The following is a 15,319-nucleotide window of genomic DNA, read 5'->3' as shown; positions in this document are numbered from 1 at the left end:
ATGGCTGGATGCAGAACCCTGTGGGCTCGGAGTTCAGCTACGAGACCATGCGCATGGAGATGCAGAGCTTCATCGACGTGCTGTTCAACCCGGTGGCGCAGGTGAAGTTCGTGCACACGGTGGCGGCCGGCTATGTGACGGCGGCCATGTTCGTCGCCGGCATCAGCGCCTGGTACATGCTGAAGGGCCGGGATCTCGCCTTCGCGAAGCGCTCCTTCTCGGTGGCCGTGGGCTTTGGCATGGCCTCCATCCTGTCCGTGATCCTGCTCGGTGACGAGTCGGGCTACGAGGTGGGCGACGTGCAGAAGGTGAAGCTCGCCGCCATCGAGGCGGAGTGGGACACCGAGAAGGCACCGGCAGCGTTCACGCTGTTCGGCATGCCGAGCAACGAGGACGAGGACACGCACATGGCGTTCAAGGTCCCCTTTGCGCTCGGGCTCATTGCGACCCGCTCGCTGGACCAGGAGGTTCCGGGCCTGAAGGACCTGATGCGCGAGCACGAGGTGCGCATCCGCTCCGGCATGGTGGCGTATGAGTACCTGCAACGGCTGCGCAACGGCGAGGACAGCGCGTACAACCGGGGCGCCTTCGAGGAGCACCGGGACGACCTCGGCTATGGCCTGCTGCTGAAGCGTTACACGGACAACCCCGCCGACGCCACGGAGGCGCAGATCCAGATGGCGGTCAAGGACTCCATCCCGAAGGTGGCGCCGCTGTTCTGGGCCTTCCGCGTCATGGTGGCCGCGGGGTTCTGGATGCTGCTGCTGCTGGTGCTGGGCTTCTACTTCAACGCCGCGCGCAAGATCCAGGACAAGCGCTGGCTGCTGTGGGCCTTCGTGCTCAGCATACCGGTGCCCTGGCTCGCCGCCGAGACCGGCTGGTTCGTGGCCGAGTTCGGCCGTCAGCCCTGGGCCATCGGCGAGGTGCTGCCGACGTCCGTGGCCGCATCCAGCCTGACCGCGGGGGACGTCATGTTCAGCCTGAGCGCCTTCGTCATCTTCTATACCGCGCTCTTCGCCATCGAGATGTTCCTGATGTTCAAGTTCGCACGCCTGGGGCCGAGCTCACTGCACACCGGCCGCTATCACCACGAGCGGCACATAGAGCACGACGGCACCGGTGGTGCAGGTGCGGCACCCAGCACGGCCCCGGCCCAGCGGCGGGAGGACTGACATGATTCTTGACTACGATACGCTGAAGTTCATCTGGTGGGTCCTCGTCGGTGTGCTGTTCATCGGCTTCGCGGTCACCGACGGCATGGACATGGGCGTCGGCACGCTCTTGCCCTTCCTGGGCAAGAACGACGACGAGCGGCGCGTGATTATCAACACCGTCGGCCCGCACTGGGACGGCAACCAGGTGTGGCTTATCACCGCCGGCGGCGCCATCTTCGCGGCCTGGCCGCTCGTCTACGCGACCGCCTTCTCGGGCTTCTACTTCGCGATGCTGCTGGCGCTCTTCGCGTTGTTTTTCCGTCCGGTGGGCTTCGACTACCGCAGCAAGATCGCCAGCCCCGTCTGGCGCAATGCCTGGGACTGGGGGCTTTTCGTCGGCGGCACGGTGCCGGCGCTGGTGTTCGGCATCGCCTTCGGCAATCTGCTGCAAGGTGTGCCCTTCCACCTGGATGAGCTGCTGCGGCCCTACTACACCGGCAGCTTCTTCGGCCTGCTGAACCCCTTTGCGTTGCTGGTGGGGCTCATCAGCGTGGGCATGCTCACCATGCACGGCGCCATCTGGTTGCAACTGCGCACCGCCGAGCCCATCGCCTCGCGCGCCAAGGTCTGGGCGAAGGTGCTCGGGCTCGCGACCATCGGCGGCTTCGCCCTAGCGGGTATCTGGCTGACGTTCGGCATCGACGGCTACCGCGTGGTCAGCATGCCGGCCACCGACGCCACGCCGAACCCGCTGACCAAGGAGGTGGTCATCGAGTCTTGGGCCTGGCTCGCCAACTACCGGCACTATCCGTTGACGCTGCTGTTCCCGATCCTCGGCTTCGCCGGGCTTGGCTTCGCGGTGTCGCTGTCCATGAAGGACCGCGCGGGGCTCGGGCTCATCATGAGCGGGCTCGGCATCACCGGCATCATCATGACCGCGGGTGCCGCGATGTTCCCGTTCATCATGCCGTCCAGCACCAACCCCAACAGCAGCCTGATCGCCTGGGATGCCACCTCCAGCCACCTGACCCTCACGGTCATGTTCTGGGCCGCGGTGATCTTCATCCCCATCATCCTGCTCTACACCACCTGGACCTACGCCCGCATGTGGCGGCGGGTCACGGTGGAGGAGATTCGGGCGCAGGATACGCTGGCGTACTAGGGCCAAGGGCCAAGGGCCAAGGGCCAAGGGCCAAGGGCCAAGGCGCCATCCGGCGCTTGGCCCTTTGGCCCTTTGGCCCTCCGCCCTGTGGTACGCCTGCCGTCACCTCAGCCATCACGCGACCAATTGAACCGGAACACCAAGCGCTTACGGAGGCCTCTATGTGGTACTTCTCCTGGATACTCGGCGTCCTGCTCGCCATCGCCTTCGGCATCATCAACGTGATGTGGTACGAGTCCGAGCAATGCCTCGGTGAGGCGGACGACAGCAAGCTCGACGCCTGACACGTCGATCTTCGCCCCGGGACGGGCGTCGATGCACAGCGCCGCAGGCGGCTTGCCGCCTGCGGCGCTTTGCGTTTGCAGGCAGGCCTCGGCGCTCTGCTCGCCGAAGGGCGGGGGCGCGTGGGCGGCGGTCCCGAGGTGCTAGTGCTTCGCTGCGGAAATTCCGCGGCCGGGCGCCCTTGTTGTCGTTGTCGTCATCGGAGTCGTCATCGAATATCCGCGCGGTTGAGACCCCGCGGGAACTCGGCAGCGATTTCTGTCATGCTTCCCTCCGGGTCCACACGGCAAGTGTGGCCTTTTCCCTGGCGGTCGATGTGTCTTCGGCCCGGCAGGCCGCACGTGACCGAACCCTTTTGTAACCGCTGGAGACTGACACCATGGCAAACGAGGGTTACCACGAGCCCATCGACGAGTTGTCCGACGAGACCCGTGACATGCACCGCGCCATCATTTCGCTGATGGAGGAGCTGGAAGCGGTGGACTGGTACAACCAGCGCGTGGATGCGTGCAAGGACGATGAGCTCCGGGCGATCCTGGCTCACAACCGCGACGAGGAGAAGGAGCATGCGGCGATGGTGCTGGAGTGGATCCGCCGCAAGGATCCGAAATTCGATGGCGAGCTGAAGGACTATCTCTTCACCAGCAAGCCCATTGCGCACAGCTGATGCGGCGCGCGCACTCGGGGCGCGGCGCCGCCCGTGACGGTGCCGCGCGCGCATGCCGCACCTTGCCTTGCGGCACTGACCTGAGGGGTTGAAGCATGGCCGATTTCCACCAGGAACCGCAGATCACGACGTTACACGCCCTCTACGAGGCGTTCGACAAAGGGAACTATCTCAGCAACCTCGAGCGCAGGCTGGAGCACCACGCCCGGCACGAGCACATCAGCCTGCTGCTACCTTCGCTCTTCAGCGAGATGAGCAATGCCGGCGTGTTGGACCGCATCATCGAGCGCATCGCCGAGGTGCGTTATCTCAAGAGCATTGTGGTTGCGCTCGGCGGCGCGCCCGAGGAGGCGCAGTTCAGCGAGGCGCGGCGCTACTTCGGGCGGCTCGCCTCCCAGCATTGCGACGTGCGTGTCGTCTGGATCGACGGGCCGCGCATCCAGGACCTGCTCGCGCAGATGGCCGCGCGCGGGATTCCCACCGGCGAGCAGGGCAAGGGCCAGTCGGTGTGGGTGACGCTGGGCTATCTGTTTGCCCGCGACCAGGCCAATATCATCGCGCTGCACGACTGCGACATCGTCACCTACAGCCGCATCATGCTCGGACGCCTCATCGAGCCGGTGGCGAATCCCAACAACGACTTCCAGTTCTGCAAGGGCTACTACGCGCGCATCTCGCCCACCGAGCGCTCCATGAAGGGGCGGGTGACGCGGCTTTTCGTCACGCCGTTCGTCGATACCCTCTCAACGCTGATGTGTCAGCACGGCCTGCCGGAGCTGCAGCGCTTTTTCGAGTATCACCGCAGCTTCAAGTACGCGCTGGCAGGGGAGTTCTGCTTCACCTCGGACCTCGCCCGCGGGCTCAACATCGCTTACGACTGGGGGCTGGAGGTGGCCACGTTATCGCAGGTGTACGACCAGCTTACGCGCCGGCAGGTGGCGCAGGTCGACTTGGCGCCCAACTACGAGCACAAGCACCAGGAGCTCTCGCCGGACGATACCAACAAGGGCCTGCACCGCATGGTGGTGGACATCGCCAAGTTCTATCTGACGTACATGCGCTCCCACGGCGTGCCGCTGGACGACTCCTATGTCGACATGCTGCTGCACACCTACTACCAGAATGCGCTCAAGTACATCCGCAAGTACAGCTATGACGCGGACGTGAACGACCTGCACTTCGACCTCTATGAAGAGGAGTCGGCCGCGAGCCATTTCCGTGGCTTCCTGTGGGACGCCTGGATGCAGAGCAAGGGCCCGCAGGAGGCCAAGTTGATCCCGTCCTGGAACCGCGTTGCGTACACCTTCCCGGAGATCTACGACCGGCTGCTGGAGGCGGTGGAACAGGACAACGCGGGCGAGCAGGCGTAGCCCGACGCGCCGGCTCCCCGGCATGCCGGCACCGCTTCGGGCGCCGCAGCATCGGACTTGAGCGTGGCTCCGTCCAGTGCAGCGGCCCCGTGGGAGCGGCGTCCCCGCCGCGACCGAATGCCGATCGCGCCGAGGACGGCGCTCCCACGGCGGTGGACGGACTGACAATCAAGGCCGCGGCGTCGACACCCGATCGGCCGGGCGTATGGCGGCGTGCGCTGTCCGGACAGCGCATGCCGCGACATAACCCCAAGTTGTGGAAGCTTTCTCTGTCATGCAGCGGACGGCGCGGGTATGCTGTGCCGCCGAGGGCCAACGCGCCGCAGCCCGCTCGCGGGCCGGCGGTTGACAAGCGCATGACCCTTCGTCAACCCAGAGTCCTGCAAGTCCGGAGGAAAGTCCGCCGTGTCCGCGACCGCACAACAACTCGAGCGCAAGCATTTCCTGTTGTACAACCTGCCGTATCTGGTGCTCTATGTCGCCGCTTTCGGGCTGGTGGCCATGACGGCCCACGATGCGGCCAATACCAGTTTCTATTGGCAGATGTTCATCCCGCTGGTGGCGTTGGTGTCCATCCTCGGCGGCTGGCGCTGGTCGGGCGCCTCTGGCGATCCGCGCTGGATGTATCTCGCGCGGCAGGTGCTGCACTGGGGAGCGCTGATCATCGTCATCAAGCTGCTGTATGCCCACGACGTGCAGGACTTCCTGAACGACGAGCAGGACAGCTTCGTGATCATCTATCTCGTGGGCCTGGCCGCGGTGCTCTCGGGGATCTACCTGGACTGGAAGATGTCCTTGTTCGGGATCTTCCTGCTGCTCAGTGCCGTTGGTATGGCCTGGCTGGACGACAACGCGATGCTGCTGATGGTGGTGGGGATCGTGGCGGTGGCCGCCGTGGCGGTCTCGCTCGTCATCCGTGGCAAGCTGTTCGTCTCGAAGAAGACGGGGATCGCCGCAGCATCAGGCACATAGATTGAGATTGCCGGTCTCGCCCCTGCCCCCGCCAGCGCCGGCCGGGGGCAGGCCGCTCGCGGCGGGGAGGGCGCAACCGACTGCCCGCCGCGGCAACCGCTGACTCAGCGACGATCCGGAAAGTCGCCGCCGCGGCCGCCATGCCGGGCCGATTGGTGGCGATCGCGCAGCGCATCCAGCCGGGCGATCTGCTCTTCTGTCAGCACGCCCGCCAGTGCGTTACGCACCTCCGAGCGCGTCATTTGGGGGTTCTTGCGCTTCTGCGCGAAGATCGCCGCCACCTCCTCACGCTGGGTATCGCTCAGGTCGAGCCGGTCCGCCAGGCGGTCCAGCCGGCGCTCCGCGCGCGCCTGGCGTTGCTCGTCGCGACGTTGCCGTTGCTCGTCCGTCAGCACCGCGTCGATGCGCTGGCGCAGCTCCGCCCGCGCCTGCGCCTCGGCCTTCTGGTGTGCATCGAGCATGGCGCGAATCTCCTGCTGCTGGTCCGCAGAGAGATCGAGCTGCTCGGTCATGCGCTCAACGCGTGCGTCCACGCGGTCGGCGGCGTACGGATGGTTGCGGTGGGGGTTGGCGAGCACACCGCCGGTGGCGGTGGCCAGCGCAAGCGCCAGGGCGGCAGCGACGGGGGGCTTGGTCTGGAACATGGTTGGTCTCCCGTTGAATTGTATGGAGCGTTGCTATCAATCGGCGGGCGGGCGTCGGCTCGACGTCCCGACCGCAGGTTCCAGACTAGGCCCGGATTGGGCATTGGCCGCGGACGCACCGCGCAAGGATCGTGCAACGGTTGCGCCTTGGGAGCGGCGTCCCCGCCGGGATGCCGCCGCGCGGGCATCCCGCAATGCACCCGCAGGCGCGCCGGCTACCCCTCCATGTCCTCGTAGCGATAACCCACGCCATACACCGAGTGGATCAGCTCCCGATCCGGCGGCAGGATCTCGGTGAGCCGCCGGCGCAGCTTCTTGACGTGGCTGTCGATGGTGCGGTCCGAGACCACGCGGTGGTCGTCGTAGATGCGGTCCATCAGCCGGGCGCGGGAGAAGATCTTGCCCGGCGTGCCCACCAGCGCCTTGAGCAGGGCGTACTCGACGGCGGTGAGCTGGATCTCGCCGCTCGCGGTGCGCACCCGCAGCCGATCGTCGTCGAGCGCCAGCGGGCCGGCCGTCACCGCGGATCGGACCTGCTCCGCGCGCGTGCGCCGGAGTACCGCCCTAACCCGCGCGACCACCTCGCGCGGGCTGTAGGGCTTGCACACGTAATCGTCCGCGCCGAGCTCCAGCCCCAGCAGGCGGTCGATCTCCTCCACCCGGGCGGTGGTCATGATGATCGGCACCTGCGAGAAGCCGCGTACCCGACGGCAAATGTCGAGTCCGTCGGTGCCAGGCAACATCAGGTCCAGCAGCACCAGGGCCGGCTCGTGCTCGCGCACCCACTCCACCGCGCCGTTGCCCTCCGCGAGGCAGTGCGTGCGGTAGCCGGCGGCCTTCAGGTAATCGGCCAGCAGCGCGGCCAGTCGGGTCTCGTCCTCGACGATCAGGATCTGCTCGCTCATGCTCCGGTGCCTCGCGGTGTGTTGGGCTCATCGTTGGGGCTTGGCGTTGTGCCGTGCGGTCGTGCGCTGCTCGCCGGTGAGTCCGCAGCCATGGGCAGCCCGATGCGCAGCCGCAGCCCGCCGAGAGGGGACGCCGTCGCGTGGATCTCGCCGCCATGGGCCGCGACGATGTTGTGCGCGATGGCGAGCCCGAGCCCAGCACCACCGGTCGCACGGCTGCGCGACGCCTCGACGCGGTACAGCCGCTCGAATAGGTGCGGCAGCGCCGTCTCCGGCACGCCGGGGGCGGTGTCGTCGAAGTCGATTTGCAGGTGGCGACCCCGTCGCTCCAGGCTCACCCGCAGCTCGCCGCCGGCGTCGGTATAGGCGAGGCTGTTGCGCAGCAGGTTGCGGAACAGTTGCGACAGGCGCTGGGCATCACCGTCCAGCGTCCAATCGTCCGCCGTGGCGGCCGGCTCCAGCCGCAGGCGGAGTCCGGCGCTGGCGAAGCGCTCGCGAAAGGCGTCGAGCTCGGCCGCCAGCAACTCGTAGAGGTCCACGGGCGCCTTGCGGTAACTGAGCGCGCCCAGGTCGGTCATGGACAGCTCGTAGAGATCGTCGATGAGCCGCCCGAGCCGCAGCGCGTCGGCGTGCAGGCTCCTGAGGGCGGTCTGGTCCAGTGGACGCACGCCGTCCTGCATGGCCTCCATCTCGGCGCGCAGCAGCGACAGCGGTGTGCGCAGCTCGTGGGAGATGTCCGCCACCCACTGCCGGCGAGCCTGCTCGGTCTGTGCCAGCGCCTGTGCCAGGGCGTTCAGGTCGCGGCCGAGGCGGCCCAACTCGTCGCGTCCCTGTACCCGCACCCGCGCGGCGTAGTCGCCGGCGGCGAGTCGGCGCATGGTGCGCTGAAAGGCTGCCACCGGCCGGGTCAGACGCTTGGAGAGTGGGAAGGCCAGCAGCGCCGCCAGCAGCGACACGCCCAGTGCAATAACCCACAGCGCCAGCGTCTGGCGCTGGCGAAAGCGCAGGTCCGTGAGCTCGGTGATGGACGGACCTGGCAGCAGCGCCAGGGTGCCGATGACCTCGTCACCATCGCGCAGCGGCTGGCGCTTGGCGTTGGCGAGCAGGTCTTCGCGGCCATAGATGATGCGTCCGTCCGCGTCCAGCAGCATCAGCCGGAGCTCCAGCGGGCGCGGTGGCTCACCGCTTTGAATCCGCTCCACCGCACGGTGCGGCGGCCAGACGCCGGATTCCGCTGGCGTGTCGCCGGCCTGCTCGTGCAGCGGCCAACGCGCCCAGGGCGGCCCGCCGCGGCTGCCTGGCCCCATGTGCACGCGCTCGTCGTCGAGGTCGAAGCCGGCCCAGCGGCGGCCGCGCCCTTGTTCGGCCCTCGCCCCGAACAGCGCATGCACCCAGAGCCGCCTGTCCGCGGCGAGCCCCTCCCAGCCGCCATCGCGCCGGTGGATGGCCACCAGCCGCTCGGCGATGATGTCGAGCCGCTGCGCCTGCCGCTCCGCCGCCGCCGCCTCCAGCCCCCGTACGAACGACCAGCGCACGAAGCCCTGGGTGACGACGACGGTCACCAGGCTGACGCAGAGCAGCGTCAGGAACAATTTGGCGCGCAGGGACAGGTGCATGACAGGCTACCGGCCGCAATGCCGCCATTGTGCCCGCGAAGCGTGCAGGAATGATGGACCGCCACCAGGGCGCGAGAGCTCGCCGAGCACGTGGGGGGCGGATCAGCGCGGCGCATCCGCTGCTTCGGCGACTACGCCTGGGTCAAGTTCCTGCTACTAAAGGTGGCGCAGGCGAGAGATGCGTACTACAACAGCGCGCAAGTCCCAAGACCCTCTCTCAGATCGTTGTCGTTGTCGTATTCATAATCGTGCTCTCAACCGTGTAGCTATTCGATGACGACTACGACAACGAGGGAGCTCGGTCTCGAAATTTCCGCAGCGAAGCACTAGCAGCCGCTGAGCAAGTCGCGGCGCGCGCCCATCACCAGCAGTCCGGCCGCGAGCAGCGCGCCCGTGGTGGGCACCGGGGCATCGGCCGTGGACGCGGAGCCGACGTAGAAGTCGTCGAGGGTCGGGTAGCAGGAACTGCTTCCGCACGTACTGTAGTCGATGCTGAGCGTGGTGATGGGCACGTCGCTGGTGAAGCCGTAGAAGTCGCTGAGGGTGATGTCGCTGGTATTGAAGTCGATGTCGCCGTTGAAGGTAAGTGTCATCGCGCTGGTCTGAGCAGCGCTGTCGATGTCGGTGGGAAAAAAGAACCCACCAAGCGCGGTGACGCCGTCCCCAGTGAAGCTGATCTCCAGGGACGCGGTATTGCTGGAGGTGGACAGAACCGTGTTGCCGCTGCTGCCCACATCGCCGCTGAAGTACAGGGCGCCGGATGACGCCTGGGCCGAATAGCCGTAGCCGTTGACCGGCCCGAGGGTGAGGCTTGCGGGGGAATCGTCGGGGGTCAGCCCCTGAAAGTCCTCGAGGTAGTAGTCGGCCTCCACGGCCGCGAGAAAGCTCCCCTTGTCCGTGTACTCCATCAGCGTGGCCTGCGCGCCAGGGGCGACTCCGATGATGGCAGCGGCGAGGAGCAGGGAACGGTGTTGTCTGTGCATCTTGTTCGTCTCCGGCGTTGTGTCTCTGGCCGTGCGTGCAGCGGCTGCGGTCGTCGTCCGTGGCCGCTGTTGTCAGATTCAAGCACCGGTTGTGGTCGCGCGACGGCCAACTGTGTCGCAAAAACCCCAACTGCCGGCCGGGATTTCATGCTGCACAGCCGGTAGCGGCCGTCATCCTGGAAAGAGCGGCCGGACGGCCGTAGATACTGTGAAGGTATTCGGTGTAGTCGCACGCGCTGGTGGCCAAGCTGGTGGCCGCGGACGTGCTGGTAATCGGCGTGACCGTCTACAACGCCTTCACACCCTGGACAACCCGATGAAGACCAACAGCAACGGCGAATTCGTCCGCTGGGAGTCCGGCTTCCGCCACTGGGTGACGCCGGATGGCAGTCCCGGTCCGTCCGGCGAGGGCGGCTTCAAGGCCGAGCCCGGCCGCTACCACCTCTACGTGTCCTACGCCTGCCCTTGGGCGCATCGCACGCTGATCGTCCGCAAGCTGAAGGGGCTCGAAGAGCTGATCTCGGTATCGGTGGTGCATCCGCTCATGCCGCCCGAGAGCTGGGTGTTCGGCGCGTATCCAGGCGCCACGCCGGACCACGTGCATGGCTTCGACAAGCTGCACCAGCTCTACCGGCACGCCGCGCCCGATTTCGACGGCGTCGTCACCGTGCCGGTGCTCTACGACAAGCAGCGCGAGACCATCGTCAACAACGAGTCGTCCGAGATCATCCGTATGTTCAATAGCGCCTTCGATGCCTGGGGACGCGCCGACCCGGACCTCTATCCGGCCGCCCTGCGCGCAGAGATCGACGCGGTCAACGCACGCGTCTACGAGAACGTCAACAACGGCGTCTACCGCACCGGCTTCGCGACCACGCAAGCAGCCTACGCGGCGGCCTTCGACCGGCTGTTCGACACCCTGGACGAGCTGGAAGCGCGGCTCGCGCGCCAACGCTACCTGGCTGGCGACCGCATGACCGAGGCCGACTGGCGCCTGTTCACCACCCTGGTGCGCTTCGACCCGGTCTACCACGGCCACTTCAAGTGCAACCTCAGGCGCCTGGTGGACTACCCAAACCTCTGGGCCTACACTCGCGCGCTCTACCAGGTGCCCGGCATCCGGGAGACCGTCAACATGGACCACATCAAGCTGCACTACTACGGCAGCCACAAATCCATCAACCCGAACGGCATCGTGCCCAAGGGGCCGGCGCTGGACTTCGACGCACCGCACGGGCGGGACGCGCTCGGCGCCGCCAGCGGCGACCGCCCCGCGGGATAATCGTTGCAGCGGCCCCGACGACGCCTCCGGCACCGAGCCCAACGCCGGCGCTGCTGGATGCGCTGCGGTTGCCGCTCGCGAAGACCTGGCGCTGCTGCGGCTGGCCGGATAACAGGCTCGCGCCGCGGATCTGGTCGCGGTGCCGGCGGATTACCGCCGCTGGGGCGACGACCAGGCATCCATCGATGTGGTCTCGGGCAGTCCGCGGTCCTTCGCTGCGAGTACAGCAGCATCGGCATAGACCTCGGGTAGGATTTCGCTGACGACGGCTTTCAAGCTCGGCGTCTTGCCCATACCTTCGAGCTCCTCCAGCAGGTGTGCGATATCCAGCGCGCCCAAATTGCCGGCGCGCAGGAACTCGGCGCTGCGCCTCGCCCACTCCGCGTAGTCGGTCTCGTAGAGGTCGGAGAGTTCGCTCATCGCGGTGTCGCGGCTACTTGTCGTCGAACCCCGCCGCCCGGTACCACTTGCGCGCCTCGTCCATGTCCTGCGGCACGCCGTCGCCCTGCTCATACATCATGGCTAGCGTGGTCATGGAGCCGGTGAGGCCCTGCCCGGCGGCGCGCTTGAACCACTCGATGGCCTGCTCTGGATTCTTGTCGGTGCATTCGCCCTGCATGTACATGAAGGCGAGGCCATGCTGGGCAAGGCTCATGCCCTGCTCGGCGGCCGCCTTCATGTACTTGTAGGCAAGGAGCGGGTTCGGGACCATGCCGAGACCGTTCTGGGCCATGATGGCCATGCGGTACATGGCGTCCACGTCGCCCTGCTCGGCGAGCGGCGAGAGGAGCCCGGTGGCGCGGGAGAACTGCTTGGCCTCGAAGGCGGCGATGCCGCTCGCGAGGTCCATGTCCTGGTTGGTGATGTCTTCGGTCATGGTGCTGCTCCTGGTCGCAATCGGGATCTGTTGCGCGGGGAATTGCGGGCGGCCGGGCGCAATTGCCACCTTCGGACGCCGCCGGGCGGGCATCACTGGTGCAGCGGCAGCCCGACGAAGTCGCGCCACCGTCCGAACAGCTTCGCGTCGGTGGCGGCCAGCGCGAGGCGCTTGCCGAGCACCAGCGTCTCCACCGGCGTGTCGCCGTCCGGCGGGAACAGCGTCGAGGCACAGCCGGCCTCTTGCGCCACCAGGCGGCCGGCGGCGTAGTCCCAGAGCTTCTGCCCGCCGTGCAGGTAGAGCTGGAAGCGTCCGGCCGCGAGCCAGCACCACTCCAGTGCGACGGCGCCAAGGTTGCGCTGCGAGCGGAAACCGCCCTTGCGGAACAGCGGCGCGACGCGCTCCGGCGGGATGCGCTTGCAGTCGATGACGGCCACGCAGTCGCCGAGCACGGGCCCCGGCGCAAAGGGCACCAGCGGTGCGCCGTCGAGGTGTGCGCCTCGACCGCGGGCGGCGGTGAAGCACTCGTCCCGCAGGGGGTCGAGAACCAGCGCCAGCTCGGCGCGGCCGTCGCGGATCAGCGCCAGCGAGATACAGAAGGCGGGGAAGCCGCAAGTGAAATTGGTCGTGCCGTCCAGCGGGTCCAGGCACCACAGCGGGCCGCCAGCGTCCAGCAGGCGCTGCTGCTCGGCGGCGTCCATCTCTTCTCCCAGCAGCGCGACGTCGGGCCAGCGCTCGGCGAGCGCCGCCGTGAGGGAGCGCTGCACGCCGAAGTCGGCGTCCGTCACCAGGCTGCCGTCGGCCTTGGTGAAGCTGCCGGTGGTGCGGAACCGGGGCATGATCTCGGCCTTGGCGGTTGCGCGCAGCAGCTCGGCCAGGGTGCGCAGGTCCGTGGCGGTGGGGGTTGCGGGCATGGGCTCTCCTCGGCATGCGGACGTATACGGTGCGGGTGGCGGCGAGCGCGGTCACGGGGTGTCAGCAACGGCTCTTGCGGTCCCGCCGCAGAAGCGGCACTCAGGGTGCCGCTGTGGGAGCGGCACTCTCGGTGCCGCGACCCGCCGCCGTTTCTAGGATAATGCCGTCGATATCGCACCGGCACCAGCGCCGCCCTGTGCAGCCACGCCGATCACCCGAAATGCGCGCCAGTCTCTCCCGCCAACGCCACCCGCTGCCCGCCGTGCGGCCACGCCAGAGCCCGTCCCCGGTGTGGCGGTCCGCGGGGCGGGTCTTCGGCGCGTTGTTGGCCGCGTGCCTGGCGGTGCAGGGTGCGCCGGCGGCACCGGACCGGGTACCTGCGTCGGCAACGGACCCGGCGTCGGCGCGGCAGGACTTCATCGCCGCCGAGCGCGCCCTGGCCGCCGGCGACAGCGAGCGCTTCCGGCAGCTCGCGGACAGCCTGCGGAACTACCCGCTCTGGCCCTACCTGCGGCTCGCGGAGCTGCGCCGCGAGCTGGTGCTGGCGCATGCGGCCGACATCGAGGCATTCATCGCCGACTACGCCGGCACTGCCCCCGGCGAGACGCTGCGCCGGCTCTGGCTGAACGCGCTTTGGGCAGCGGATGATTTTGCCGGTTATGTCCGCAACTACGCGGCCAATGGCTCCGTGACTCGGGAATGCCGTTGGCGCCGTGCGCTGCTCGAGACCGGGCGCGAGGGGGATGCCTTCGCCGGGCTGGATGATCTCTACCTCACCGGCGCCTCGCTGCCGGACGACTGCGACCCGCTGTTTGCGCGCTGGCACACGGCCGGTGGGCTAACGCCCGAGCTGGTCTGGCGGCGCGTCGGCTTGGCGCTCGCCCGGCACCAGCCCGGCGTTGCCGGCTTCCAGCGCCGCTATCTGCCCGAGCGCCAGCGGCATTGGCTGGACCTGCAACTGGCGCTGTACCGCAACCCGAAGACGCTCGAGGCCGCGGAGCTGCCGGATGATCCCGAACAGCGGGTCGCGACCCTGGTGGCGGGCATCGAGCGCTTGGCGCGTGAGGATCCCCGGCTCGCGGCCGCCGACTGGGCGGTGCTCAAGACCCGCGAGCCGGTGCCGCCGCCCGCCAAGGACCGTGTCGTCACGGCCATTGGGGCGGGGCTGGCGCGGGTAGGTGAGCGCACCGGGCTCGTCTACCTGCGCCGGCTGCGCCCGCTGCCGGAGAACCTGGCGCTGCAACGCGAGCGGCTGCGGGCGGCGCTGCGCCTCGAGGCCTGGCCCGAGGTCATCGAGTTTGTGCGGGTGCTGCCGCCCGAGGAGCGCCGGCGCGGCGAATGGCAGTACTGGCTCGCCCGAGCGCTGGGCAAGCGTGGCGACCTGGTGGGCGCCGCTCATGCCCTCGACCGCGCGTCCAAGGAGCGCGACCTCTGGGGCTTTCGCGCCGCCGAGCTGCTGGGTCGTGCACCCGCGCTGCGCGAGCGGCCCACGCCGGCGGACCCCGGCGAGCTGGAGCGGCTCATGGCCTCTGACACGGCAGCGCGCATCCGGGAGCTGCAAGCCCTGGGCCGCGACGCCGACGTGAGCCGCGAATGGCGCGAGCTGACCCGCAACGCCGATGCCGGCGCCCTGCGCACGGCGGCGCTGCTGGGCCAGCAGCTCGGCCTGGTGACGGAGTCCATCTTCACGCTTGCGCGTGGCTATTATTGGGACGACATCTCGCTGCGCTTCCCGCTGCTGTACACAGGCCTGGTGGCGGACCGCGCCGGGCGCAATGGCCTGGCCCAGGACTGGGTCTACGCCTTGATCCGCCAGGAGAGCGCCTTCGATGCTGACGTGGCCTCGCACGCGGGCGCCGTCGGTCTCATGCAGCTGATGCCGGGCACCGCCCGTGACGTGGCGCGCGCGCTGGGCCGCCCGCTGCCGGGCCGCATGGACCTCATCGATCCGGCCCTGAACGTGACACTCGGCACCCGTTACCTGGCGGCCATGCGCGAGCGCTTCGGCGGCAACGAGGTGCTGGCCACCGCCGCCTACAACGCTGGTCCTGGCGCGGTGTCACGCTGGCTGCCGGAAGCGCCCATGGCCGCCGACCTCTGGATCAGCGCGATCCCCTACGCCGAGACGCGGGACTACGTGCGCCGGGTGCTCACCTACCGGGTCATCTACGCGCACCGCCTCGGCCGTGATGATTTCCGGCTCGGCGCCCTGCTCGCGCCCGTGCAGCCGCGTGAGCGGGAGCCGGCCACCGCCGCAGCGGACTGAACTGCCTGGGGCAGCCGAGTTGCTCTTGGCCCGGCCGCCGCCAGGCGGCCTGGCGGGAGGGGCGTGTCGCGGATAGCGGTCACGCGCTGGTGCGTGTGCCGGCGCAGGTGCCGAGTACAACTCGGCGCCCCCAGGGGGCGGCGCCCGGGGGGCGCCATCAGGGAGCGAGTGGCAACTGGGGCAGCGTTTCACCTAACTTTGCCTTCGTTGTCGTTGTCGTTGTC

15 protein-coding genes are annotated in these 15,319 nt (G+C 68.2%); 8 read left to right on the top strand and 7 right to left on the bottom strand.

Translation table 11 applies throughout. The features are described from left to right. The 6 genes from LJE69_RS18010 to LJE69_RS17985 form a co-directional block, all read left to right on the top strand. Nucleotides 1-1,172, top strand: a 1,172-nt coding sequence (locus tag LJE69_RS18010; protein ID WP_296927421.1) for a cytochrome ubiquinol oxidase subunit I, incomplete at its 5' end; no start/stop codon positions are given. 1 nt (nt 1,173) lies between these two features. Continuing rightward, nucleotides 1,174-2,316, top strand: a complete 1,143-nt coding sequence (gene cydB / locus LJE69_RS18005) for a cytochrome d ubiquinol oxidase subunit II (protein ID WP_296927420.1) — start codon at nt 1,174-1,176, stop codon at nt 2,314-2,316. A 161-nt stretch (nt 2,317-2,477) separates the two neighbouring features. Beyond that, nucleotides 2,478-2,600, top strand: coding sequence for a cytochrome bd-I oxidase subunit CydX (gene cydX / locus LJE69_RS18000; protein WP_296927419.1), 123 nt, complete (start codon nt 2,478-2,480; stop codon nt 2,598-2,600). Between the two features lie 377 nt (nt 2,601-2,977). Next, nucleotides 2,978-3,265, top strand: coding sequence for a ferritin-like domain-containing protein (locus tag LJE69_RS17995; RefSeq protein WP_296927418.1), 288 nt, complete (start codon nt 2,978-2,980; stop codon nt 3,263-3,265). A gap of 95 nt (nt 3,266-3,360) precedes the next feature. Beyond that, the gene (locus tag LJE69_RS17990) at nt 3,361-4,635 is read left to right on the top strand and encodes a hypothetical protein (RefSeq protein ID WP_296927417.1); all 1,275 of its coding nucleotides are present in this window, start codon (nt 3,361-3,363) and stop codon (nt 4,633-4,635) included. Between the two features lie 405 nt (nt 4,636-5,040). Then, complete coding sequence (locus LJE69_RS17985; RefSeq protein ID WP_296927416.1) at nt 5,041-5,607, top strand: hypothetical protein; 567 nt, start codon at nt 5,041-5,043, stop codon at nt 5,605-5,607. A gap of 104 nt (nt 5,608-5,711) precedes the next feature. Here LJE69_RS17985 and LJE69_RS17980 read toward each other — a convergent pair whose 3' ends face one another. The 4 genes from LJE69_RS17980 to LJE69_RS17965 all read right to left on the bottom strand — a co-directional run bounded on the left by LJE69_RS17980 (nt 5,712) and on the right by LJE69_RS17965 (nt 9,755). Further along, entirely contained in the window at nt 5,712-6,251 is a 540-nt protein-coding gene (locus LJE69_RS17980; protein ID WP_296927415.1) for a pilus assembly protein, read from the bottom strand. 215 nt (nt 6,252-6,466) lie between these two features. Beyond that, nucleotides 6,467-7,156 (bottom strand): response regulator, encoded by a 690-nt coding sequence (locus LJE69_RS17975; protein WP_296927414.1) that lies wholly within the window; start codon nt 7,154-7,156, stop codon nt 6,467-6,469. After that, a complete protein-coding gene (locus tag LJE69_RS17970) occupies nt 7,153-8,772 on the bottom strand; it encodes an ATP-binding protein (RefSeq protein WP_296927413.1) in 1,620 nt (539 codons plus the stop codon). The genes LJE69_RS17975 and LJE69_RS17970 overlap by 4 nt, the downstream gene beginning before the upstream one ends. Nucleotides 8,773-9,098: 326 nt before the next feature. Continuing rightward, nucleotides 9,099-9,755, bottom strand: coding sequence for a hypothetical protein (locus tag LJE69_RS17965; RefSeq protein WP_296927412.1), 657 nt, complete (start codon nt 9,753-9,755; stop codon nt 9,099-9,101). A 316-nt stretch (nt 9,756-10,071) separates the two neighbouring features. On the opposite strand from LJE69_RS17965, the gene LJE69_RS17960 reads away from it, so the two are divergent. Next, nucleotides 10,072-11,037: a glutathione S-transferase family protein gene (locus LJE69_RS17960; RefSeq protein ID WP_296927411.1), complete on the top strand. Its 966-nt coding sequence runs from the start codon at nt 10,072-10,074 to the stop codon at nt 11,035-11,037. A gap of 150 nt (nt 11,038-11,187) precedes the next feature. On the opposite strand, the gene LJE69_RS17955 is transcribed toward LJE69_RS17960, so the two are convergent. The 3 genes from LJE69_RS17955 to LJE69_RS17945 all read right to left on the bottom strand — a co-directional run bounded on the left by LJE69_RS17955 (nt 11,188) and on the right by LJE69_RS17945 (nt 12,828). Next, nucleotides 11,188-11,457, bottom strand: a complete 270-nt coding sequence (locus LJE69_RS17955) for a DUF29 family protein (protein WP_296927410.1) — start codon at nt 11,455-11,457, stop codon at nt 11,188-11,190. 13 nt (nt 11,458-11,470) lie between these two features. Further along, nucleotides 11,471-11,914: a tetratricopeptide repeat protein gene (locus tag LJE69_RS17950; protein ID WP_296927409.1), complete on the bottom strand. Its 444-nt coding sequence runs from the start codon at nt 11,912-11,914 to the stop codon at nt 11,471-11,473. Nucleotides 11,915-12,006: 92 nt separating this feature from the next. After that, nucleotides 12,007-12,828 (bottom strand): inositol monophosphatase family protein, encoded by an 822-nt coding sequence (locus tag LJE69_RS17945; RefSeq protein ID WP_296927408.1) that lies wholly within the window; start codon nt 12,826-12,828, stop codon nt 12,007-12,009. Between the two features lie 221 nt (nt 12,829-13,049). On the opposite strand from LJE69_RS17945, the gene LJE69_RS17940 reads away from it, so the two are divergent. After that, on the top strand, nt 13,050-15,095 hold the full coding sequence (locus LJE69_RS17940) for a lytic transglycosylase domain-containing protein (protein ID WP_296927407.1): 2,046 nt from the start codon (nt 13,050-13,052) through the stop codon (nt 15,093-15,095). Nucleotides 15,096-15,319: the final 224 nt, after the last annotated feature.

Source organism: Thiohalocapsa sp. (assembly GCF_022340605.1).
Lineage (GTDB): Bacteria > Pseudomonadota > Gammaproteobacteria > Chromatiales > Chromatiaceae > Thiohalocapsa.
This window is presented reverse-complemented; position numbering and strand designations above follow the sequence as displayed.